The 21,944-nt window shown below is 48.7% G+C and carries 19 protein-coding genes; all 19 read left to right on the top strand.

Translation table 11 applies throughout. From position 1 onward, the window contains the following. Positions 1–2 precede the first annotated feature (2 nt). The 19 genes from ACMGG5_RS21630 to ACMGG5_RS21540 all read left to right on the top strand — a co-directional run bounded on the left by ACMGG5_RS21630 (position 3) and on the right by ACMGG5_RS21540 (position 21,944). On the top strand, positions 3–482 hold the full coding sequence (locus ACMGG5_RS21630) for a GDP-mannose mannosyl hydrolase (RefSeq protein WP_024908101.1): 480 nt from the start codon (positions 3–5) through the stop codon (positions 480–482). Next, positions 479–1,702: a colanic acid biosynthesis fucosyltransferase WcaI gene (wcaI, locus tag ACMGG5_RS21625; RefSeq protein WP_024908100.1), complete on the top strand. Its 1,224-nt coding sequence runs from the start codon at positions 479–481 to the stop codon at positions 1,700–1,702. The genes ACMGG5_RS21630 and wcaI overlap by 4 nt, the downstream gene beginning before the upstream one ends. 3 nt (positions 1,703–1,705) lie before the next feature. Then, positions 1,706–3,142 carry a mannose-1-phosphate guanyltransferase gene (gene cpsB, locus ACMGG5_RS21620; protein ID WP_024908099.1) on the top strand — a complete coding sequence of 479 codons (1,437 nt, stop codon included), beginning with the start codon at positions 1,706–1,708 and terminating at the stop codon, positions 3,140–3,142. Between the two features lie 111 nt (positions 3,143–3,253). Further along, on the top strand, positions 3,254–4,624 hold the full coding sequence (gene cpsG / locus ACMGG5_RS21615) for a colanic acid biosynthesis phosphomannomutase CpsG (protein ID WP_148769850.1): 1,371 nt from the start codon (positions 3,254–3,256) through the stop codon (positions 4,622–4,624). A 46-nt stretch (positions 4,625–4,670) separates the two neighbouring features. Continuing rightward, on the top strand, positions 4,671–6,065 hold the full coding sequence (wcaJ, locus tag ACMGG5_RS21610) for an undecaprenyl-phosphate glucose phosphotransferase (RefSeq protein ID WP_032646472.1): 1,395 nt from the start codon (positions 4,671–4,673) through the stop codon (positions 6,063–6,065). A 1-nt stretch (position 6,066) separates the two neighbouring features. Continuing rightward, on the top strand, positions 6,067–7,545 hold the full coding sequence (wzxC, locus tag ACMGG5_RS21605; RefSeq protein WP_267216979.1) for a colanic acid undecaprenyl disphosphate flippase WzxC: 1,479 nt from the start codon (positions 6,067–6,069) through the stop codon (positions 7,543–7,545). A gap of 17 nt (positions 7,546–7,562) precedes the next feature. Beyond that, complete coding sequence (gene wcaK, locus ACMGG5_RS21600; RefSeq protein ID WP_024908095.1) at positions 7,563–8,843, top strand: colanic acid biosynthesis pyruvyl transferase WcaK; 1,281 nt, start codon at positions 7,563–7,565, stop codon at positions 8,841–8,843. Then, positions 8,840–10,060, top strand: a complete 1,221-nt coding sequence (wcaL, locus tag ACMGG5_RS21595) for a colanic acid biosynthesis glycosyltransferase WcaL (RefSeq protein WP_420278491.1) — start codon at positions 8,840–8,842, stop codon at positions 10,058–10,060. The genes wcaK and wcaL overlap by 4 nt, the downstream gene beginning before the upstream one ends. Positions 10,061–10,072: 12 nt before the next feature. Further along, complete coding sequence (gene wcaM / locus ACMGG5_RS21590) at positions 10,073–11,470, top strand: colanic acid biosynthesis protein WcaM (RefSeq protein WP_420278490.1); 1,398 nt, start codon at positions 10,073–10,075, stop codon at positions 11,468–11,470. Between the two features lie 179 nt (positions 11,471–11,649). Next, positions 11,650–12,645, top strand: coding sequence for an NAD-dependent epimerase/dehydratase family protein (locus tag ACMGG5_RS21585; RefSeq protein WP_061714799.1), 996 nt, complete (start codon positions 11,650–11,652; stop codon positions 12,643–12,645). A gap of 215 nt (positions 12,646–12,860) precedes the next feature. Then, positions 12,861–13,760 (top strand): GalU regulator GalF, encoded by a 900-nt coding sequence (galF, locus tag ACMGG5_RS21580; protein WP_046092891.1) that lies wholly within the window; start codon positions 12,861–12,863, stop codon positions 13,758–13,760. A gap of 354 nt (positions 13,761–14,114) precedes the next feature. Beyond that, a complete protein-coding gene (gene rfbB, locus ACMGG5_RS21575) occupies positions 14,115–15,200 on the top strand; it encodes a dTDP-glucose 4,6-dehydratase (protein WP_061714800.1) in 1,086 nt (361 codons plus the stop codon). Further along, positions 15,197–16,066 (top strand): glucose-1-phosphate thymidylyltransferase RfbA, encoded by an 870-nt coding sequence (gene rfbA, locus ACMGG5_RS21570; RefSeq protein ID WP_061714801.1) that lies wholly within the window; start codon positions 15,197–15,199, stop codon positions 16,064–16,066. The genes rfbB and rfbA overlap by 4 nt, the downstream gene beginning before the upstream one ends. A 6-nt stretch (positions 16,067–16,072) precedes the next feature. Further along, positions 16,073–16,471 carry a sugar 3,4-ketoisomerase gene (locus ACMGG5_RS21565; protein ID WP_061714802.1) on the top strand — a complete coding sequence of 133 codons (399 nt, stop codon included), beginning with the start codon at positions 16,073–16,075 and terminating at the stop codon, positions 16,469–16,471. A gap of 81 nt (positions 16,472–16,552) precedes the next feature. Then, positions 16,553–17,659, top strand: a complete 1,107-nt coding sequence (locus ACMGG5_RS21560; protein ID WP_061714803.1) for a DegT/DnrJ/EryC1/StrS family aminotransferase — start codon at positions 16,553–16,555, stop codon at positions 17,657–17,659. Then, the gene (locus ACMGG5_RS21555; protein WP_073961496.1) at positions 17,647–18,927 is read left to right on the top strand and encodes an O-antigen translocase; all 1,281 of its coding nucleotides are present in this window, start codon (positions 17,647–17,649) and stop codon (positions 18,925–18,927) included. The genes ACMGG5_RS21560 and ACMGG5_RS21555 overlap by 13 nt, the downstream gene beginning before the upstream one ends. Beyond that, positions 18,924–19,931, top strand: coding sequence for a glycosyltransferase family A protein (locus ACMGG5_RS21550; protein WP_090419629.1), 1,008 nt, complete (start codon positions 18,924–18,926; stop codon positions 19,929–19,931). The genes ACMGG5_RS21555 and ACMGG5_RS21550 overlap by 4 nt, the downstream gene beginning before the upstream one ends. Continuing rightward, on the top strand, positions 19,918–20,787 hold the full coding sequence (locus tag ACMGG5_RS21545) for a glycosyltransferase (protein ID WP_073961498.1): 870 nt from the start codon (positions 19,918–19,920) through the stop codon (positions 20,785–20,787). Before ACMGG5_RS21550 ends, ACMGG5_RS21545 begins: the two co-directional genes overlap by 14 nt. Beyond that, entirely contained in the window at positions 20,787–21,944 is a 1,158-nt protein-coding gene (locus ACMGG5_RS21540) for an EpsG family protein (RefSeq protein WP_073961499.1), read from the top strand. Before ACMGG5_RS21545 ends, ACMGG5_RS21540 begins: the two co-directional genes overlap by 1 nt.

Here is a 21,944-nt window from a genome sequence, read left to right as displayed (position 1 = left end):
CGATGTTTTTAAGTCAGGAAGATTTTGCCACGGTAGTGCGTTCCACTCCGCTCATCTCAATTGATTTGATCGTGGAGAACGAACGCGGCGAGTTCTTGCTGGGGAAACGAACCAACCGTCCTGCACAGGGCTTCTGGTTCGTGCCCGGCGGGCGCGTGCAGAAGGATGAGACGTTGAGCGATGCGTTTGAGCGTCTCACTCTGGCGGAACTGGGCCTGCAGTTGCCGATGGCGGCGGGCCAGTTTTACGGGGTCTGGCAGCACTTCTATGACGATAACTTTTCGGGCACGGGGTTCACCACGCACTACATCGTGCTGGGGTTCCGCCTGAAGGTGAGTGAGGCAGACCTGCGTCTGCCTGATTCTCAGCATGACGACTACCGCTGGCAGACGCCAGAGGCGCTGCTGGCCAGCGACAATGTGCACGACAACAGCCGTGCCTATTTCCTGGCCGATCGTCAGTCCGGAGTGCCGGGCTTATGAAAATTTTAGTGTACGGAATCAACTACTCGCCGGAGCTAACCGGCATCGGGAAATACACCGGCGAGATGGTCGAGTGGATGGCGAGCCAGGGACATGACGTGCGGGTCATTACCGCGCCGCCGTACTACCCGGAATGGAAAGTCGGGGAGCGCTACTCAAGCTGGCGCTACCGTCGCGAAGAGGGTGCAGCGACCGTCTGGCGCTGCCCGCTGTATGTGCCTAAGCAGCCCTCGACGCTGAAACGGTTGATTCATCTCGGCAGCTTTGCCCTGAGCAGTTTCTTCCCGCTGATGGCGCAGCGCCGCTGGAAGCCGGATCGCATCATCGGCGTGGTGCCAACGCTGTTTTGCACGCCGGGCATGCGCCTGCTGGGCAAACTCTCCGGCGCGCGCACCCTGCTGCACATTCAGGATTATGAAGTTGACGCCATGCTGGGCCTGGGGATGGCAGGCAAAAGCAAGGGCGGCAAGGTGGCTAAGCTCGCCAGCGCGTTTGAGCGCAGTGGCTTACACAACGTGGATTACGTCTCAACGATTTCACGCTCGATGATGAACAAGGCGCAGGAGAAGGGCGTCCCGGCGGAAAAGGTGATCTTCTTCCCGAACTGGTCCGAAGTGGCGCGTTTTCGCGACGTGACTGAGCAAGACGCTCAGGCGCTGCGCGCGCAGCTTGGCTTGCCTGAAGATCAAAAAATCATTCTTTACTCAGGCAACATCGGCGAAAAGCAGGGGCTGGAGAGTGTGATTGAAGCGGCCCAACTGCTGAACCAACATCCGTGGACGTTTGTGATTGTCGGGCAGGGTGGTGGAAAAGCGCGGCTGGAAAAAATGGTCGGCGAACGCGGCCTGACCAACGTGAAATTTTTCCCGCTTCAGTCTTACGAGGCACTGCCTGCGCTGCTGAAGATGGGTGACTGCCATCTGGTGGTGCAAAAACGCGGTGCCGCGGATGCGGTGCTGCCGTCCAAGCTGACCAACATTCTGGCAGTGGGCGGCAACGCGGTGATTACGGCAGAAGCCGAAACAGAATTAGGCCAGCTGTGTGACAGCTATCCGGGCATTGCCGTGTGCGTGGAGCCGGAATCGGTCCCGGCGCTGGTCACCGGAATTGAGCAGGCACTTGCCATGCCAAAAGTGAACACGGTGGCACGTGAATATGCCGAACGCACGCTCGAGAAAGAGAACGTGCTGAGCCAATTTATTGCAGATATACGGGGATAAATCATGAGTCAAACCACTTTGTATCCGGTTGTGATGGCTGGTGGCTCTGGTAGCCGGTTGTGGCCGCTGTCCCGCGTGCTCTATCCAAAACAGTTCCTCTGTCTGAAAGGGGATCTCACCATGCTGCAGACGACGGTCAACCGTCTGCACGGCGTGGAGTGTGAAAGCCCGGTGGTAATTTGTAACGAACAGCACCGCTTTATTGTTGCCGAGCAGCTGCGCCAGCTGAACAAACTTACTGAAAACATCATCCTGGAGCCTGCCGGTCGTAACACCGCGCCTGCGATCGCCCTGGCGGCGCTGGCGGCAAAACGCAGCAGCCCGGACTGTGACCCGCTGATGCTGGTTCTGGCGGCAGACCACGTTATCCAACAGGAAGACGCATTCCGCGACGCGGTCCGTGCGGCCATTCCTTACGCCGAAAGCGGCAAACTGGTGACCTTCGGCATCGTGCCGGATCTGCCGGAAACCGGCTACGGCTACATCCGTCGCGGCAGCGTGGCGCCGGGTGAAGGCGACAGCGTGGCGTTTGACGTGGCGCAGTTTGTCGAAAAACCGAATCTGGAAACCGCGCAGGCCTACGTTGCCAGCGGTGAGTATTACTGGAACAGCGGGATGTTCCTGTTCCGCGCCGGACGCTATCTGGAAGAGCTGCGCAAATACCGCCCGGATATTCTGAACGCCTGCGAGAAAGCGATGGCGGTGGTGGACCCGGATCTCGACTTCATCCGCGTGGATGAAGAGGCGTTCCTCGCCTGCCCGGAAGAGTCCATTGACTACGCGGTGATGGAGCGCACGGCAGATGCCGTTGTGGTGCCGATGGATGCGGGCTGGAGCGATGTGGGCTCCTGGTCCTCCCTGTGGGAGATCAGCGCCCATACCCCGGAGGGTAACGTCCATCACGGCGATGTCATTAGCCACAAAACGGAAAATAGCTACGTCTACGCCGAGTCCGGCCTGGTCACCACGGTCGGGGTGAAAGATCTGGTGGTTGTCCAGACCAAAGACGCCGTGCTGATTGCCGACCGTAACGCCGTGCAGGACGTTAAAAAAGTGGTGGAGAAAATTAAGGCGGATGGTCGCCACGAGCACCATATTCACCGCGAAGTGTACCGTCCGTGGGGGAAATATGACTCCATTGATTCCGGTGACCGCTATCAGGTGAAACGCATCACCGTGAAGCCGGGCGAGGGGCTGTCGGTACAGATGCACCATCACCGCGCCGAGCACTGGGTGGTGGTGGCGGGTACCGCCAAAGTCACTATCGACGGTGAAGTCAAACTGCTGGGTGAAAACGAGTCCATTTATATTCCGCTGGGGGCGACGCACTGTCTGGAGAACCCGGGGAAAATTCCTCTCGACTTAATTGAGGTGCGTTCCGGCTCGTATCTGGAAGAGGACGATATCGTGCGCTTCCAGGACCGCTACGGGCGGGTGTAGCACTCTGCATTATGCCCGGTGGCGCTGCGCTTACCGGGCCTACGAATGACAAAAAAATTAATTTGGCCATTTAGTGGTCAGGGCCGACTGTTGCCTGAAAAAGGGGTCATCATGGAAAAATTAACCTGTTTTAAAGCCTACGATATTCGCGGCAAGCTGGGCGAAGAGCTGAATGAAGACATTGCGTGGCGCATTGGCCGCGCGTACGGCGAATACTTAAAACCGCAGACCATCGTGCTGGGCGGCGACGTGCGCCTGACCAGCGAATCCCTGAAGCTGGCCCTGGCGAAAGGGCTGCAGGACGCGGGCGTGGACGTGCTGGACATCGGTCTTTCCGGCACCGAAGAGATTTACTTTGCCACCTTCCACCTGGGCGTGGACGGCGGTATCGAAGTGACGGCCAGCCACAACCCGATGGACTATAACGGCATGAAGCTGGTGCGCAAGGGCGCACGCCCTATCAGCGGCGACACCGGCCTGCGCGACGTGCAGCGTCTGGCGGAAGCCAACGATTTCCCGCCGGTGAATGAGGCTAAGCGCGGCAGCTACAAAAAAATCAACCTGCAGAAAGAGTACATCGACCACCTGCTGGGCTACATCAACGTGGCGAACCTCAAGCCGCTGAAGCTGGTGATCAACTCCGGTAACGGCGCGGCCGGCCCGGTTGTCGATGCCCTTGAAGCGCGCTTTAAGGCGCTGAACGTGCCGGTGACCTTCGTCAAAGTGCACAACACCCCGGACGGCAACTTCCCGAACGGTATTCCTAACCCGCTGCTGCCGGAGTGCCGCGACGACACCCGCAACGCGGTGATTGAGCACGGTGCGGACATGGGTATCGCCTTTGACGGTGACTTCGACCGCTGCTTCCTGTTCGACGAGAAAGGGCAGTTCATCGAGGGCTACTACATTGTCGGCCTGCTGGCGGAAGCGTTCCTTGAGAAAAACCCGGGCGCGAAAATCATTCATGACCCGCGTCTGTCATGGAACACCGTCGACGTGGTGTCCGCGGCAGGCGGCACGCCGGTGATGTCCAAAACCGGCCACGCCTTCATCAAAGAGCGCATGCGCGAAGAAGACGCCATTTACGGCGGCGAGATGAGCGCCCACCACTACTTCCGTGATTTTGCCTACTGCGACAGCGGGATGATCCCGTGGCTGCTGGTCACCGAGCTGCTGTGCCTGAAGGGGCAGACGCTGGGCGAGCTGGTGCGTGACCGCATGGCGGCGTTCCCGGCGAGCGGGGAGATCAACAGCAAGCTGGCGCAGCCGGCCGAGGCCATTGCCCGCGTGGAGCAGCATTTTGCGCTTCACGCGCTGGAAATTGACCGTACGGACGGCATCAGCATGGCGTTCCCGCAGTGGCGCTTTAACCTGCGCTCGTCCAACACCGAGCCGGTGGTGCGCCTGAACGTGGAGTCCCGTGCTGACACCGCGCTGATGGAAGCCCGAACGAAGGACATTCTGGCGCTGTTGAATCAGTAATAATTGCCCCTCCCGGTGGGAGGGGGAACCGAATACAGGAACAACGATGACGAATCTAAAAAAACGCGAACGAGCGAGAACGAATGCATCGTTAATCTCTATGGTGCAGCGTTTTTCTGATATCACCATCATGGTCGGTGGATTGTGGGCGGTGTGTCGGATCAGCGGGCTGCCGTTCTTATATATGCATCTGCTGATGGCCCTGATTGCGCTGGTCGTGTTTCAAATGATCGGCGGAATGACCGATTTCTACCGCTCGTGGCGCGGCGTCAAAATGACTACCGAACTGATGCTGCTGCTGCAGAACTGGACCCTTAGCCTGATCTTCAGCGCAGGCCTGGTGGCGTTCAGCCATGATTTTGACAATCGCCTCGTCACCTATCTCTGCTGGTATCTGTTAACCAGCGTCGGCATGGTGGTGTGCCGCTCCCTGATCCGCTTTGGTGCGGGCTGGCTGCGTAACCGGGGTTATAACCGTCGCTTCGTTGCCGTGGCGGGCGATCTGCCGGTCGGGAAGGTGCTGCTCGACAGCTTCCGCAAAGAGCCATGGTTAGGGTTTGAAGTGGTGGGGATTTATCACGACGCGAAGCCGGGCGGCGTGCCTGCGGACTGGGCGGGTAATTACGACCAGCTTATTGAAGACGCGAAAGCCGGCAAAATTCACAACGTCTACATTGCCATGCAGATGAGAGACGAATCCCGCATTAAGCAACTGATGCGCGAGCTGGCGGACACCACCTGCTCCGTGATCCTGATCCCGGACGTGTTTACCTTCAACATCCTTCACTCCCGTATTGAAGAGGTGAACGGCGTGCCGGTGGTACCGCTATACGACACGCCGCTGTCGGGCATTAACCGCGTGCTGAAGCGCGTGGAAGATATCGTGCTCTCTTCACTGATCCTGCTGCTGATTTCGCCTGTTCTGTGCTGCATTGCGCTGGCGGTGAAGCTGAGCTCTCCCGGCCCGGTTATCTTCCGCCAGACCCGCTACGGTATGGACGGTAAGCCGATTATGGTGTGGAAATTCCGCTCCATGAAGGTGATGGAAAACGACAAGGTGGTGACCCAGGCAACGCAGAACGATCCGCGCGTCACCCGCGTGGGGAACTTCCTGCGCCGCACCTCGCTGGATGAACTGCCGCAGTTTATCAACGTCTTTACCGGCGGCATGTCGATTGTTGGCCCGCGTCCGCACGCGGTGGCGCACAACGAGCAGTATCGCTCGCTGATTGAGGGCTACATGCTGCGCCATAAGGTGAAGCCGGGCATCACCGGTTGGGCGCAGATCAACGGCTGGCGCGGCGAAACCGACACGCTGGAAAAAATGGAAAAACGTATCGAATTCGATCTGGAGTACATCCGTGAATGGAGTATCTGGTTCGATATCAAGATTGTTTTTCTGACCATCTTCAAAGGTTTCGTGAACAAAGCGGCGTACTAAGATGAGCTTACGTGAAAAAACCATCAGCGGGGCGAAGTGGTCAGCGATGGCGACCATCGTAATCATTGGCCTCGGTCTGGTGCAGATGACCGTGCTGGCGCGCATTATTGATAATCACCAGTTCGGCCTGCTGACCGTCTCGCTGGTGATTATCGCGCTGGCCGATACGCTGTCTGATTTTGGTATCGCCAACTCGATTATCCAGCGCAAAGAGATTAGCCATCTGGAGCTGACCACGCTCTACTGGCTGAACGTGGGGCTGGGGATTTTCGTGTTTGTGCTGGTGTTTCTGCTGAGCGATACCATCGCCAGCGTGCTGCACAACCCGGATCTCGCTCCGCTGATGCGCACGCTGTCGTTTGCTTTCGTGGTGATCCCGCACGGACAGCAGTTCCGCGCGCTGATGCAGAAAGAGCTGGAGTTCAACAAGATCGGCATGATTGAGACCAGCGCCGTTCTGGCGGGCTTTACCTTCACCGTGGTGAGCGCCCATTTCTGGCCGCTGGCGATGACCGCTATTCTGGGATACCTGGTTAACTCTGCCGTCCGTACGCTGCTGTTCGGCTACTTTGGCCGCAAGATCTACCGTCCGGGGCTGCATTTCTCGCTGGCGTCCGTCTCGTCCAACCTGCGCTTTGGCGCGTGGCTGACGGCGGACAGCATCATCAACTATGTGAATACCAACCTGTCGACGCTGGTGCTGGCGCGTATTCTTGGCGCGAGCGTGGCGGGGGGCTACAACCTGGCCTACAACGTCGCGGTGGTGCCGCCGATGAAGCTGAACCCGATTATCACCCGCGTCCTGTTCCCGGCGTTTGCCAAGATTCAGGACGACACCGAGAAGCTGCGCGTCAACTTCTACAAGCTGCTTTCCGTGGTGGGGATTATTAACTTCCCGGTGCTGCTGGGGCTGATGGTGGTGTCCAGCAACTTCGTGCCGCTGGTGTTTGGTGAAAAGTGGAACGGCATCATTCCGATCCTGCAGCTGCTGTGCGTGGTAGGGCTGCTGCGCTCCGTGGGGAATCCAATTGGGTCCCTGCTGATGGCAAAAGCGCGCGTGGACATCAGCTTTAAGTTCAATGTGTTCAAAACCTTCCTGTTTATTCCGGCGATTATCGTCGGCGGGCATATGGCGGGCGCCATCGGCGTGACGCTGGGCTTCCTGCTGGTGCAGATCGTCAATACCGTTCTGAGCTACTTCATCATGATCAAGCCGGTGCTGGGTTCCAGCTACCGTCAGTACATCCTGAGCCTGTGGCTGCCGTTCTATCTCTCATTGCCAACCCTGGCGGTGAGCTACGGCCTGGGCATCATCCTCAGCGGCCACTTGCCGCTGGCCGCGCTGCTGGCGGTGCAGGTTGCCGCGGGAGTGCTGGCCTTCGTCGTGATGATCGTACTTTCTCGCAATGCGCTGGTGGTAGAGATGAAGCGCCAGTTTTGCCGTAACGAAAAAATGAAAACGCTGCTTCGCGCAGGCTAGTTATTTAAGAGGCCATTATGAAATTATTAATTCTTGGCAACCATACCTGCGGCAACCGTGGCGACAGCGCCATCCTGCGCGGTTTACTGGATGCAATTAACACCCTTAAGCCTGAGACCGAAGTGGACGTGATGAGCCGTTATCCGGTCAGCTCATCCTGGTTACTGAACCGCCCGGTGATGGGCGACCCGCTCTACAGCCAGATGAAACAGCATAACAACGCCGCGGGAGTGATGGGCCGCGTGAAGAAAGTGCTGCGTCGTCGCTATCAGCACCAGGTGCTGCTTTCCCGTGTGACCGATACCGGCAAGCTGCGCAACATCGCTATCGCGCAGGGCTTTACCGACTTTGTTCGCCTGCTGTCCGGCTATGACGCCATTATCCAGGTCGGCGGCTCGTTCTTCGTCGATCTCTACGGCGTGCCGCAGTTTGAGCATGCGCTGTGCACGTTCATGGCGAAAAAGCCGCTGTTTATGATCGGCCACAGCGTGGGGCCTTTCCAGGATCCGCAGTTTAACCAGCTGGCGAACTATGTGTTTGGCCACTGCGATGCGCTGATCCTGCGCGAGTCGGTCAGCCTCGACATGATGAAGCGCAGCGAAATTGACACCTCAAAAGTTGAGCACGGCGTGGATACCGCCTGGCTGGTGGATCATCAGGACGACAGCTTCCAGGCGAGCTACGCGGTGCAGCACTGGCTCGACGTGGCGGCGAAACAGAAAACCGTCGCAATAACCCTGCGCGAGCTGGCGCCCTTTGATAAACGTTTAGGCACGACGCAGGCGGCGTATGAGAAAGCCTTCGCCGACGTGGTAAACCGCGTGCTGGACAGCGGTTACCAGGTGCTGGCGCTCTCAACCTGCACCGGTATCGACAGTTACAACAAAGACGACCGTATGGTGGCGCTGAACCTGCGCAATCTTGTGAACGATCCGTCCCGCTATCACGTGGTGATGGATGAACTGAACGACCTGGAGATGGGCAAGCTGCTCTCCGCCTGCGACCTGACGGTGGGCACCCGTCTGCACTCCGCCATTATCTCCATGAACTTCGGCACGCCGGCCATTGCCATTAACTATGAGCACAAGTCCGCCGGGATTATGCAGCAGCTCGGTATGCCGGAAATGGCGGTGGATATTCGTCATCTGCTGGACGGATCGCTCGGGGCGATGGTGGGGGACACGCTCGGCCAACTGCCTGCTATCAATGAACGTCTGGCGGTGGCGGTGAAAGCCGAGCGCGAGAAGGGCATTGGGATGGTGAAATCGGTACTCGATCGCGTACGGGAGGGGAAATGAAGGTTGGTTTCTTCTTACTGAAATTTCCGCTGTCGTCCGAAACCTTTGTTCTGAACCAAATCACCGCGTTTATCGATATGGGATATGACGTGGAGATTATCGCCCTGCAAAAGGGCGATACCCAAAACACCCATGCGGCGTATACCCAGTATGGGCTGGAGGCGAAAACCCGCTGGCTGCAGGATGAGCCGTCCGGGAAGCTGAGCAAGCTGCGCCACCGGGCCAGCCTGACCTTACGCGGGATCCACCGCGCGTCGACGTGGCGGGCGCTGAATGTTTCCCGCTATGGGGCTGAGTCACGCAATCTGATCCTGTCGGCCATCTGCGGGCAAACGGCGCAGCCGTATCGTGCCGACGTGTTTATTGCCCACTTTGGCCCGGCGGGCGTCACCGCCGCGAAGCTGCGTGAACTGGGGGTGATTGACGGTAAAATTGCGACCATCTTCCACGGTATCGACATCTCCAGCCGTGAAGTGCTGAACCACTACACCCCGGAGTATCAGCAGCTTTTCCGACGCGGCGACATGATGCTGCCGATCAGCGACCTGTGGGCCGGACGGCTGAAAAACATGGGCTGTCCGGGAGAGAAAATTGCCGTTTCGCGTATGGGCGTGGATTTAACGCGCTTCACGCGTCGTCCTGTAAAGGTGCCGGGAACACCGCTGCAGATCATCTCCGTCGCGCGTCTGACCGAGAAGAAAGGGCTGCATGTGGCGATTGAAGCCTGCCGCCAGCTGAAAGCGCGCGGGGTGGATTTCCACTACCGCATTCTCGGGATTGGGCCGTGGGAGCGTCGTCTGCGCACGCTTATCGAACAGTATCAGCTGGAAGATGTCGTAGAGATGCCCGGCTTCAAGCCGAGCCACGAGGTCAAGGCCATGCTCGACGAGGCGGATGTGTTTCTGCTGCCCTCGGTGACGGGCGCCGATGGCGATATGGAAGGCATTCCGGTGGCGCTGATGGAGGCGATGGCCGTAGGTATTCCTGTGGTATCGACCCTGCACAGCGGGATCCCGGAGCTGATTAAGTCTGACCATTCCGGCTGGCTGGTGCCGGAGAATAACGCGATAGCCCTTGCGGACCGATTAGCTGCCTTCAGCGACATCGACCAGCAGACGCTGGAGCCCGTGCTTCATAATGCACGGCAAAAAGTTGAAACCGAATTTAACCAGCAGGTGATTAATCGCCAGTTAGCGAGCCTGCTGCAAACGTTGTAACGCCGAGGATGTATGCTGAAAAAGATTACCCGACGCACATTTGTCTCTTCTCTGTCCGTTCTGGCGGCCACGCCGCTGCTGTCGTCACGCATTGCGCGGGCGGCAACCGGAAGAACGGTCTCTGTTAATCAGTACAATAACAACGACTGGATCGCCGCCTTTAAGCAGGCATTTACTGATGGCGACACGGTTGTGGTCCCTGCCGGGCTCACCTGCGAAAACATCAACACGGGTATTTTCATTCCCGACGGTAAAACGCTGCTGATCCGCGGGGCGTTAACCGGTAACGGGCGCGGCCGCTTTGTTCTGCAGGAAGGCAGCAAAGTGATAGGTGAAGGTGCGGGCCGCACGGAGAACATTACGCTCGACGTTCGCGGCTCTGACTGCGTTATCAAAGGGCTGGCCATGAGCGGGTTTGGCCCGGTGACGCAGATCTACATCGGCGGCAAGAAACCCAGCGTGATGCGCAATTTGCTGATTGATAACATCAGCGTGAGTCAGGCCAACTACGCCATCCTGCGTCAGGGTTTCCATAACCAGGTGGACGGAGCGCGCATCACCAACAGCAAATTTAGTCACCTGCAGGGCGATGCGATCGAGTGGAACGTCGCCATCAACGATCGCAATATCCTGATCTCCGATCATGTCATCGACAACATCAACTGCACCAACGGCAAGATCAACTGGGGCATCGGCATTGGCCTCGCCGGCAGCACCTACGATAATGACTATCCGGAGAAGCAAACCGTCAAGAACTTCGTGGTGGCCAACATTACCGGCAGCAACTGTCGCCAACTGGTGCACGTGGAAAACGGCAAACACTTTGTTATCCGCAATATTAAGGCCAAAAATATTACTCCCGACTTCAGTAAAAAGGCGGGAATAGACAACGCCACGGTGGCCATTTATGGCTGTGATAATTTCATTATTGATAATGTCGATATGGTGAACAGTGCCGGAATGTTAATTGGCTATGGGGTGATAAAAGGCGATTATTTGTCCATCCCGCAGAACTTCAAGCTCAACAATATTCACCTCGATAACCGCCAGCTTGCCTATAAATTGCGAGGAATACAGATTTCATCCGGTAACGCGACCTCGTTTGTGGCGATAACCAACGTGGATATGCAGCGTGCTACGCTTGAATTACACAACAAGCCGCAACATCTTTTTTTACGCAACATCAATGTGATGCAGGAAGCTGCTGTGGGGCCCGCCCTGAAGATCAACTTCGACCTGCGCAAGGATGTGCGGGGTAAATTTATGGCGAAAGACGAGACGCTGCTGTCGCTGGCGAACATAAAAGCCGTTAATGAGAAGGGGCAAAGCTCGGTGGATATTGACCGCGTCGACCAGCAGGTGGTGAATGTGGAAAGGCTGAACTTTGTGCTTCCTTCCTTCAGGAAGTAAGTCTTGACATCATATCTCATTGAGTGCGCGGTAACCCCTAAAATTTGTTACTGAACTCAGCGATTTTAGGGGTTATAATCCGTGCCACATTTTCGTCAGTTCTGTCTTATCATTAGCGATACCTCAGGGAATGCAGAGATTACCGGAGGTTTGCCAAACACAAATGCACTGAGTGGTTTATGAACGATAAAGTTTTGTTTATTGGCGCGTCCGGCTTCGTTGGGACTCGTTTGATCGAGATTTCAAAGGCTGAGTTTGATGTCACCAACTTCGACAAACAGCAAAGCCATTTCTACCCTGAGATTACTGTTTCCGGAGATGTACGCAATCAGGAGCAACTCGATCAGGCTCTTGCCGGTTTCGACACGGTGGTATTGCTCGCCGCCGAGCATCGTGATGATGTCAGCCCAACGTCGCTCTACTATGATGTAAACGTTCAGGGTACACGTAATGTACTGGCAGCGATGGAAAAAAATAATGTTAAGAACATTATTTTTACCAGCTCAGTTGCTGTTTATGGTCTCAATAAAGTCAATCCTGACGAATCTCACCCGCACGATCCTTTTAACCACTATGGTAAAAGTAAGTGGCAGGCGGAAGAGGTGCTGCGTGAATGGTTCAACAAAGCTCCAGAAGAGCGATCTCTGACAATTGTTCGTCCAACGGTCATTTTTGGTGAACGCAATCGTGGCAATGTCTTCAATCTTCTTAAGCAAATTGCGGGTGGCAAATTCGCAATGGTGGGGGCCGGAACTAACTACAAGTCTATGGCTTATGTCGGCAATATTGTGGAGTTTATCAAATTCCGATTGAGCAACGTCAAACCTGGCTACGACGTATACAATTATGTCGATAAGCCCGATCTGAATATGAATCAGCTGGTTGCTGAGGTGGAAAAGAGCCTTAGCAAAAAAATCCCATCAGTTCATCTCCCTTATCCTTTAGGTATGCTTGGTGGCTTTTGCTTTGATATTCTTAGCAAAGTGACTGGTAAGAAGTATGCGATCAGTTCCGTTCGTGTCAAAAAATTCTGTGCCACCACTCAATTTGATGCCACGAAAGTACACACATCAGGTTTTAAAGCGCCTTATACCTTATCTCAAGGGCTGGACCGTACGTTGAAGTATGAGTTCGTTCATGAGAAGAAAGATGACATCACGTTCGTTTCTGAATAGCGGCTGCTGATCTGGGATTTGTCGGAAACAGACTCTACGGCTTCTTTATTGATAGGGTTTTTGACGATTCTGGGTCACACTTATAGCGTAATGAACTTAAGTAATCAGCGTTCTGAACTAAACGTGATTTGCATTCGACGCAGTAGACTTTCTTTATCAGGCATTTTTCCTGACACGGTTTATACTTCGTCAACCATTTTAAGGTGGAAGAGATAATGATCAATTTGAAAGCAGTCATTCCGGTAGCAGGTCTGGGCATGCATATGCTGCCAGCCACAAAAGCCATTCCAAAAGAGATGCTGCCGATCGTCGATAAGCCAATGATTCAGTACATTGTCGACGAGATTGTTGCTGCAGGGATCAAAGAAATCGTCCTGGTTACCCACTCGTCCAAGAACGCGGTTGAAAACCACTTCGACACCTCTTACGAACTCGAAGCGTTGCTGGAGCAGCGAGTCAAACGCCAGCTGCTGGCGGAAGTTCAGTCTATTTGTCCTCCAGGCGTGACCATTATGAACGTGCGCCAGGCGCAGCCGCTGGGTCTCGGCCACTCGATTTTGTGTGCCCGTCCAGTAGTGGGCGATAACCCGTTCATCGTTGTGCTGCCGGACATCATCATTGATAACGCTTCTGCCGATCCGCTACGTTACAACCTGGCGGCAATGGTGGCACGTTTCAATGAAACAGGGCGTAGCCAGGTCCTGGCTAAACGCATGAAAGGCGATCTCTCTGAGTACTCCGTAATTCAGACGAAAGAAGCGCTTGAGACGGAAGGGCAGGTGAGCCGCATCGTCGAGTTCATTGAAAAACCGGATCAGCCACAGACGCTTGATTCGGACCTGATGGCGGTTGGCCGTTATGTTCTGAACGCAGATATATGGGCGGAACTTGAAAAAACCGAGCCAGGCGCCTGGGACCGCATCCAACTGACCGACGCGATTGCTGAGTTAGCGAAGAAGCAGTCCGTGGACGCCATGCTGATGACCGGCGATAGCTATGACTGCGGTAAGAAAATGGGGTATATGCAGGCGTTTGTAAATTATGGGCTGCGTAACCTGAAAGAAGGGGCGAAGTTCAGAAGCCGTATTGAAAAGTTGCTGGCTAATAACGACTGATATTCCTGCCACGGCTTGAACCAGCGGCAGTCATCATTAAGGTGTGTTGAAGCATATCCATAATGATGACTGCCGTTTTTCGTTATTAATACTAATGATAACATTGAGTTATCTGATTCAAGCCTGAGCAGGTTTGTAGCGATTTGTGCTTGTTTCTAAGGTCGTTTAGGACGACAATTAACGCCAGTTTTTGTCTGTATCCAGACAAGAAAAATCATTTAATCAAACACCGCTCAGTACACTGGTAGCTGTTAAGCCAGGGGCGGTAGCGTGCTCAATTTCTGAAACCGTTTCTAAATGGTCAGGTTTCAGAGCGTCAGTATCCAGACATTTCCAACAGACGGAACAGATAACGTGAAAATTCTTGTGACGGGCGGTGCCGGCTTTATCGGCTCAGCAGTTGTACGACATATTATTAAAAATACCCAGGACGACGTCGTCAATGTGGATAAGCTGACCTATGCCGGTAATCTTGAGTCGCTTAGTGAAGTCAGCGAAAGCGACCGCTATGCCTTTGAACATGCAGATATTTGCGACAAAGACGCTATGGATCGCATTTTCGCAAAACACAAGCCTGATGCGGTGATGCACCTGGCAGCTGAAAGTCACGTCGATCGTTCAATTACCGGCCCGGCTGCGTTTATCGAAACCAATATCGTCGGCACCTATGTGCTTCTGGAAGCCGCTCGAGCGTACTGGTCTACGTTGGATGAGCAGGCGAAGAAAACGTTTCGTTTCCATCACATCTCTACCGACGAAGTGTATGGTGATTTACCGCATCCTGATGAACATCCGGAATCAACTGAGCTGCCACTCTTCACAGAAACCACCGCGTATGCACCAAGCAGCCCGTATTCAGCGTCGAAAGCCTCCAGTGACCATCTCGTGCGTGCCTGGCTTCGTACCTACGGTTTCCCGACTATCGTCACCAACTGTTCGAATAACTACGGCCCGTACCATTTCCCGGAAAAACTGATCCCGTTGGTTATTCTGAATGCGCTGGAAGGTAAAGCTCTGCCAATTTACGGTAAAGGCGATCAAATCCGTGACTGGCTGTATGTAGAAGATCATGCGCGTGCACTCTACACCGTTGTCACTCAAGGGAAACCGGGTGAAACATACAACATTGGCGGCCATAACGAGAAGCAGAACCTGGACGTGGTCCATACGATTTGCGATCTGTTGGATGAAATTGTACCTAAAGGGACATCTTACCGCAGTCAGATCCGTTATGTAGCTGATCGCCCAGGCCATGACAGAAGATATGCAATCGATGCGCACAAAATAGCTGAAGAATTAGGCTGGAAACCACAAGAGACTTTTTACAGTGGCATTCGTAAAACGGTTGAATGGTATCTCAATAATCAAGGGTGGATCAATAATGTGAAAAGTGGTGCTTACACATCTTGGTTATCAAAACAATATGGAGATAATGAATGAAGGGTATAATTCTCGCTGGTGGCTCTGGTACCAGGCTGTATCCTGTAACTTTGGGAGTATCTAAACAACTTCTTCCCGTTTATGATAAACCAATGATTTATTATCCCTTGTCCGTTTTAATGCTGGCAGGTATCAAAGATATACTTATAATAACAACACCTGAAGATCAGAGCGGTTTTGTAAGACTTTTGGGGGATGGCAGTCAATTTGGTATTAATTTGAGTTACGCTATTCAACCAAATCCTGATGGTTTGGCACAGGCCTTCATTATAGGTGAGAATTTTATTGGGCAAGAGCCAGTCTGTTTAGTATTAGGCGATAATATTTTCTTCGGACAAGGATTCACACCTAAATTACAGCTGGCGAGTAGTAGAATAAGTGGGGCAACAGTCTTCGGCTACCAAGTCATGGATCCACAGCGGTTCGGTGTGGTTGAATTTAATAGTGATTTCAAGGCAATAAGTATAGAGGAAAAACCAGCTCAGCCTAAGTCTAATTGGGCGGTGACGGGACTCTATTTTTATGACAATAACGTCATTGATATTGCAAAAAATATAAAACCGTCGGCAAGAGGCGAGTTAGAAATAACAACAGTCAATGAAATTTACCTTAACAATAATAATTTAAATGTCGAATTGTTAGGTCGCGGTTTTGCATGGCTTGATACCGGCACCCATGATAGTTTAATTGAGGCCGGAAGTTTTGTCGAAACAGTTCAAAAACGTCAGGGTATGATGGTAGCTTGTCCAGAAGAGATTGCCTGGCGAAATGGATGGTTAAATGATGAGACCCTTACGGCTATTGGTTCTAAATTAGCAAAAAACCATTATGGACAGTATTTATTAAAATTAGTAAAAGGGCATTAAAATACAATGAATTTGATTCAGCTAAACAAAAAAGGTGATGACAGGGGTGCATTGGTAGTTATTGAGCAAGAAAAAGACATACCGCTTGATATCAAGCGGGTCTACTACATGTTTGATACGACACCAGGCGTCAGAAGAGGCTTTCATGCCCATAAAAAACTAACGCAAATAGCTGTTCCTGTTAAGGGATCTTGTAAGTTCTTGCTTGATGATGGAAAACAAGTTGAGCATGTGCTTTTGGATTCACCGACGGTTGGATTAATAATCGAACCCATGGTTTGGCATGAAATGTATGATTTCAGCGACGATTGTGTCTTAATGGTTCTGGCCGATGATTATTATGATGAAAGTGATTATATTCGAGACTATGCTTCTTTCAAAGCGATCACTGACCTCAAAAATTAAAACGACTAGGGTTAGTGAAAAGCCAACATTAAAAAAATTTACTTTTTGATATACAGTACAAATTATAGGGTGTGTTATTAAATGATTAAATTTCTTGATCTTCAAAAAATAAATCAGGTTTATCATGCGGAGTTAATGAGTGCATTCGAATCTGTGTTAGATTCGGGATGGTATGTAATGGGAAATCATCTCCAAAAGTTTGAGTCTGAATTTGCTAATTACTGTGGTGTTAAACACTGTATTGGTGTAGCGAACGGCTTAGAAGCCCTGGTGTTGGTTTTACGCGCCTGGAAAGAAATGGGTAAATTGCAAGAAGGTGACGAGGTTATCGTACCATCTAATACATATATTGCTTCTATTCTTGCAATATCTGAAAATAATTTAACTCCAATACTTGTAGAACCTGATGTAAATACTTTTAACTTATCTCTAGAAAATATAAAAGCAGCTGTTACGACAAAAACAAAAGTGATCCTTCCTGTTCATCTTTACGGTCAGATTTCACCGATGAAAGAAATACAGGAATATGCTGCTGCAAACAATATATTAGTTCTTGAGGATTGTGCGCAATCACAAGGAGCTGAGCAGTTTAAAATCAAGGCAGGCAGTTGGGGGGATGCAGGTGCGTTTAGTTTCTACCCGGGGAAAAATTTAGGTGCTCTGGGTGATGCTGGTGCGATCACAACGAGTGATGATGGCTTAGCAGATACACTAAAAGCTCTTCGTAATTATGGCTCACATGTAAAATATCAAAATCTCTATAAAGGGGTAAATAGTCGACTGGATGAATTACAGGCAGCGCTTTTAAGCGTCAAATTACCAAATTTAGATAATGAAAATAAACGCAGAAGAGATATAGCTAAGAAATATCAAGAGAATATTATTAACGAAAATATTACTCTTCCAGTTCATCCTGACAATGATGTTTCACACGTATGGCATTTATATGTTATTAAAACAGTAAATAGGGATAGTCTTGTTAACTATTTGAATGATCAGGGAATACAAACCCTTGTACACTATCCGATACCTCCTCATCATCAAAAGGCTTACTCAGAAATTTCAGATTTATCCTTACCTGTCTCAGAAATGTTGCATAATTCCGTACTCTCTTTGCCAATTTCGCCAGTTATGACCGATGATGAGGTCGACTTTGTCATTCAAAAAATAAATGGATGGCAAATTTGAATTTTGCAAAAGTAACTATTTTTAGCGGAATATTGACACTTCTGCGACTATTATGCGGTTTCGCGATATCAAAAGTTGTTGCAATATATACAGGTCCAGTGGGGATTGCGGGATTAGGGCAATTACAAAATCTGGTGACGTTCATAAATGGTTTTGTATCCTCGCAGGTTTCTCAGGGGATAAACAGATATTCCGCAGAAAATAAAAATGATTATGAAAGTGCAAAATACTACTGGAGAGCTGCCTTAAAGCTCTCTGTAGTAGCATGCCTGTTTATCATTTGCCTGGGGTGCATTCTATCAAGTAATATATCAATGCTTTTATTTTCAACGAAAGCTTATTATTGGATAGTCATACTTGCTTTGATTGTTGTACCGCTAAATGTTATAAATAATATATTCTTGGGTGTGCTCAATGGTCTTGGAGACCATTATAGGTTTTTTGTTGCTAATGGATGTGCTGTTGTTTTTTCTGCCATCTCTATGATGTTATTGGTATATCTTTTTGGGTTAAAGGGAGCATTGATTGCTGCGGCATTGAATAATGCAATTGCAGGCCTATGGCTTGTATTTGTAGTCATGAAATGCGATTGGTTCAAATATCATTTCTGGGTTGGTAAAACCACCTCGTCTCATATATCTGAAATGAGAAATTATTTTTTCATGGGCATAATTGGCGCACTGACCGGCCCTGTATCTCTCATTCTAGTGAGGACTATTTTAACCAAAGATTTTTCAGCAGAATATGCTGGCTATTGGCAGTCTGTATCGAAGTTATCTGAAGCTTACCTGGCAGTCCTGACAACCGCACTAACTGTATATTATTTCCCCAAAACAGCAGCCGCCAAGACAGTTAAAGAACATATTTCTGTTTTAAAAACAGGCAGTCTCATTGTTATTCCCTTTGCCTGCATGTTTGCTATGAGTATATTTTGGGGTAAAGAATATATATTGAAGATATTATTCAGTTCGGAATTTATTGCAGCAAAACAATTGTTCTTATTTCAGAATTTGGGTGATGTTTTCAGAATAACAAGTTGGTTATTTGCAACAGTGTTATTAGCTAAGGGATATTTTAAGATTAATGCTATACTGGAGATCACATTTTCAATCTTATTTCCCTTATTAACGTGGGGGTTAACAAAGTATTTCTCATTTACTGGGGTAAGCATTGCATACTGTATAACCTATTTAGGTTATTTAATAGTTTCTATACTTATATATATTGCTCATATTAAGAGGCTACAAAAGGTTAGTGATATAGCATGAGTCAAGAATATCCATATAAATGTTCAGTCATAACACCAGTATATAATGAAGAGCGAAATATTAATGCTTTTCTAAACATGCTGTGTGAAATATATGACCCTCAAATACAGTTCGTACTCATTGATGATGGTTCTACTGATAAAACATTTGAGATCATCTCTAATGACTCTTTTATACGTAATAATAAAAATATCAGGGTTATTAGCAAAAAAAATGGAGGTGCTGCAGAGGCGCGCCTTGTAGGGATTAATAACTCCGAAAGTAATTTTATTGTTTTTTGTGATTGCGATGACAAACTTGATCAATTTTCTATAAAAAAAGCATTGGCCGAATTTGAGAACAATAAAGAAATTGATCTGGCTTTATTTGATTATTATGTGTGTTCTACTCAAAAGGAGCCCACACGTTTTAACTACACAATTCAAAATTGGCCGATTTCTGGATATACTGCATTCGAGAATACAATTTCGTTATGGGGTATTCATGCGTTTGGTATATATCGGAAAGAGACGATTCTGGCTGGCTATAATGCAATCAAAAATATTGCTGGAGGTTTAGCTAATAATGTCAATGATGATGAGTTAATAGCTCGGATGGCTATGTTAAATGCCCGAAAAATTACTCTATCTGAAGGGAAGTATTATTATGCAGAAAACACACTTTCAACAACCAGAAGAGTTAATAGAAATTTGTTTAAAATGGCATTTACAGCTCAACGATTAGCAGACATCATCACCGATACTCCATCATTAAGCTTGTTAATTCCTGCCGTTCATTTGTATATGATCAGAGTTGCTACTAATTTAACAATAAAAAGGTCCCTCTGGCGAAAAAAAATAAATAATAAAAGTGAATGGGACCTGGCGGTTTCCAGTTTAATTCAGAAAGTTAAGCTTAAAAATATAATAGAAATTACTAAGCATAATAAAAAATTACTAACTTGGTCTCTCTTCAAGTTTATGGTACTTAAGGCTATATATGGATTTCGAAATGTTAAACCATGAAGAAATGGTGTCTATCGTAATAGTGACATATAATTCTGCTGATTTTATTGAAGAAACGCTAGATAGTTGTTTAAAACAGACTTATTCTAACATTGAAATTATAGTTTCTGATGATAACTCGGCAGATAATACTGTCAATTGTTGTAAACAATGGAATGAAAAAAATAATTCACAAGTTAAATTTAAAGTGATCACTAGTGAACTACGAGCTGGGATACCTGCTAATTGTAATAGAGGTGCGATGGCTTCATCTGGTAGCTGGATTAAGTTTTTAGGTGCAGATGATCTGTTAGAAGCTACAGCAATTGAAGATCTAATGGCTTCAAGAAAAAGTAATACCGGTATTGTGTTTTCCCGATTTGAAACATTTGGAGAAAATGTTTCAACTGAAGTTTTCCCATATTCCTTTACATGGAATTTAATAAAGAATAAGTCGGAACAAAATTCTAAATACTCAGACTGGCTCTTCTTACTTGGTTTTTCAAATGTTGCTCCAGGGGTAATGATATCCAGAGAAACATTTGACAAGTATCATGGGTATGATGAAAGTTATTACTTGCTAGAAGATTTACCTCTTTGGTATAAATTATTTTCGAATAATGAATGTATTTCATATTGTTCAGTAATAACTGTAAAGTATCGTATTCATCAAAACCAGGTAACGTCTTCGGGCATCAGCGAGTTATTAAAAAAAGATTTATTAAAGTTTAATGTTTCAGTAAGAAAAAGATACAAAGCTCCTTATGTTCATAACTTAATTCAGATCATAGCTAATTCCAATAAAAGATTGAGGTTCTTGAAATATATTGATCTTTTTCAATGGTATATATCTTTATATAATAGGTTATGTAAATAATGTTTATTTTATCGCAATGTATGCCGCTTCTGTTCTTGTCATTACTTTGGCCAAACTTTAAGGCTTCTTTAAAAAGAATAGTCGCTTATTCTTTGGTTTTTTTATTGGGCGTGGCTTACACAGCTTTTTACCTTAATGGAGAAGATTGGGTAAATTATTATGTAAACTTTTTCACTCGTGAAGGAACTGCATGGTTTGAGCCTGGATTTTATTTATTGTATTCATGCTTGTCATTCTTGTCTCATTATAACTTTGGCATCACAACGCTCCTGTTTTTCCTGTTGTCATTTGCTATACTTACTAAGTTTGTCCTTGATAATAAAGACTGTAATTTACCATTTTTTTTACTATTGCTTATTATTTGTTTTGGTAATACATTAATTTTAGAGCAGTTAAGACAGTTTGTTTCCGCAATATTAGCACTATGTGCATTAACTACTAGATTAAATTTAAACAAAAAAAAGTCTAATTTCTATCTTTTGCTTGCAATAGCATTTCATGCATCAGCAGTTATTGTCGGATGTGCATTTCTTTTGGCGAGCATAAAGAATTCTAAAGCTTTTATATTTATTTCTCTCTCTATAGCCTCCTTTCTTTTGCTGTTGCTGACCAGTGACTCTCTGGTGAATATAGGTGTGCAGTTACTGCCTGTTATTTTTCTCAAGATTAAAGTTTATCGTGAAATCACAGATTTAACATTACATGTTGGGCCTTCTCTTATTTTCTCAATTATTTACTTATTATATCAATTTAAAAACATTGGAGAGCTAAAATATACTGGAGATTATTCAGTTGTATTCTTAAAAAGACAGCTTTTCTTTGGAGGCTTGGTCTTCTTGGTCGGTATTTTTATACCTTTCATGTCACGAATGTCGACTTTTTTTATTATATTTTTATTTTATGATGTCGCGATTAATAACTACTTTAAATATTTTCAGATAGGTAGGAAAGTTGTGTTGAAGTTTGTGTTGGTTTTGTTTTATAGCTTGTTTAGTATGGCTTCATATTTCAAAAACGATATAGCTCCTATTTCCTTTGATAACTTAACATTTAATTTCATCCCGTTTGTATTAAATGATGTCAACTATGATTCATTAGTATATGAAACCTATTTCAAAAATGCTCTGGTGACAAGCGAGCTCATATCGGATAAGTAA

Origin of the sequence: Enterobacter sp. BNK-34, from assembly GCF_048684445.1 — a bacterium.
Taxonomy (GTDB): Bacteria; Pseudomonadota; Gammaproteobacteria; order Enterobacterales; family Enterobacteriaceae; genus Enterobacter; species Enterobacter pseudoroggenkampii.
The sequence above is the reverse complement of the archived record's forward strand: the minus strand, read 5'-3'. Positions and strand labels throughout refer to the sequence as shown.